General features: G+C 45.6%; 2 protein-coding genes and 1 pseudogene. 2 read left to right on the top strand and 1 reads right to left on the bottom strand.

What is annotated here, in order from left to right; all coding sequences use genetic code 11:
- Positions 1-142 (top strand): efflux RND transporter permease subunit (locus CSQ88_RS23730; protein WP_374700474.1); only part of this gene is annotated, 142 nt, incomplete at its 5' end.
- Positions 143-452: 310 nt separating this feature from the next.
- Here the strand turns inward: CSQ88_RS23730 and CSQ88_RS22335 are convergent.
- Positions 453-679: pseudogene (locus CSQ88_RS22335) on the bottom strand (IS5/IS1182 family transposase); the annotation flags it as partial.
- 704 nt (positions 680-1383) lie between these two features.
- Here CSQ88_RS22335 and CSQ88_RS22340 point away from each other — a divergent pair.
- The gene (locus tag CSQ88_RS22340; RefSeq protein WP_099400255.1) at positions 1384-1593 is read left to right on the top strand and encodes a copper-binding protein; all 210 of its coding nucleotides are present in this window, start codon (positions 1384-1386) and stop codon (positions 1591-1593) included.
- Positions 1594-1944 lie beyond the last annotated feature (351 nt).

The following is a 1944-nucleotide window of genomic DNA, read 5'->3' on the forward strand; positions in this document are numbered from 1 at the left end:
AATTCTATGGGGCAGCGGCGCAGGCTCAGAAGTCATGAGCCGAATCGCCGCCCCCATGGTCGGCGGCATGATCACCGCGCCGTTGCTCTCCATGTTTGTGATTCCTGTGGCGTATTACTTGATGCGCAGGAGGAAGCGTTGATGCCTAAAAACCTAAGATCTGTAGACACGGAGTTTAAAAACGGAACGGGGAGAAAACCGTAAGGCGAAATAAATTTTAAAAAGTAAGGAGCAGATCACAGAATTATCTGTGTGTTGACGCCCACCGCAGACATCTGCTTAATAAATTCATAAAGACTCACACGAAATTCTGGTAACAGGGTTAGGCGTTTCTTCATGTGGATACCCACTGCCGATATTCGGCTCACCACACCAAAAGCCAATATATCAATAGCTTTTAATGGATTCCAAAGCGTGTGCTTGGGTCAATAAAATCTCGACAAGCTTGTTTGGTAAACGTCTACAGCGAGATGCCGCTTACTATTCAGCCTCCTTTTGTGACACCCATCGCCTGATTCCCGCCCTTTGCGCCAGCCGCATGCGTATGCACTTTTGTGTGCATGGCATCAATCATGAGCCACTCAAAGTCTGGATCGCTAATTAGCGCGTCGAGTAAACCCGCCCAGATTTTCTTATCGCGCCAGCGGCAAAAGCGCCGATGGGTGTTTTTCCAGTCGCCATCTAACCATCGCACTGACTCAACCTTTCTGGAACACGTGGTTTTGCTCATCAGCGGGCTGGTTCAACTTAATCAGAACAAGCTATCAAAATAATCGATCCCAGCACTTAACTTAATGGTCCCTGCACTTGCGTCAGAAAAATAATATGAGATGCTTATATGGTGCTTTTTTAGCCAGGCATTAAGGAAGACACACCATCGTTTGGCATTTCCCTTGCGCCTGCGGCGGCACAGGGGGAAAAGAGGAAAACGGCAGGATTGGCGTGTAAAAACAACCTGTAAGATTTTCATTAGCAATGCAGCGTTACACCTCAAAACGTCCATAACGCTGCACATAAATAATTTTGATACATACATGGAGAGAAAGAATGGAAATGATCGTGATGTTTGTTGTTGCTTTGTTTGCCTTAGCTCTTGCACTCAAGAAGTGAAGAATGGGGGGGGCCGACGCGGCCCCCTTTGATGTTTTCTGAAAGGCCGATTATTCGTTCAAGGGTTGGGGGTTTACCCCTCCCCATCGAACACAACGTCATTTGAACCCGTTGCTGTTTTGGCGCATAACAACCTAACTGGATATATTATTAATCCCAAGGCTTGGGGAATCTTGTCCCTGAAGTTGGAAGATGCCGAGCTCATTGCCATTGCTAATGCACGATTGAACGATAATAAAAAATTAATCGAAGTTTCATTAGACCAGCTTTAGATTGGCCTTTTGTGCTGCCCTACATTCTTCCGGAAAAATCACGCTAAAGCATGGCGAGCTTAAAAATCTGGATATGCTTAGCATGACCATGGTTTTTACTGCCAAAAACCTAGCTCAGCTGGAGCCTTTGCAAGCGGGTGATAAGGTGAAATTTAAAGCAGTTAGTGAGAATGGCAAGTTGCTTGTTACCGATATTCAAGCAGCTAAATAGCCTGCCTTTAATTTTTGAAATCATGGCTGTGTACGTTGAATGACTTTGGAAGAGTGATTCAACTTACACAGGCCACTTTATGCTCTATAAGGGTAAATTTAAAATCTATTGCAGTTTTTTTGCTCCTCCCTCATCCTACCCTATAGGATAGGATGAGGAAAAAAACATGGGCACACACGCATCGCACCCCGATATCATCAAGCGTCTCAAACGCGCCCACGGCCATCCCCCTGTGTCAGGATAGTTGAGATACTCCCTTTTCAGGGATTCCAACTTACTCAGGGGGCTGGTTACTTATCATGTCGCGTATTCCCAAGGCTCGTAAAGATGCCATTTTAAGCAAAATGCTTG

This window comes from Iodobacter sp. BJB302, assembly GCF_002735645.1.
GTDB lineage: Bacteria > Pseudomonadota > Gammaproteobacteria > Burkholderiales > Chitinibacteraceae > Iodobacter.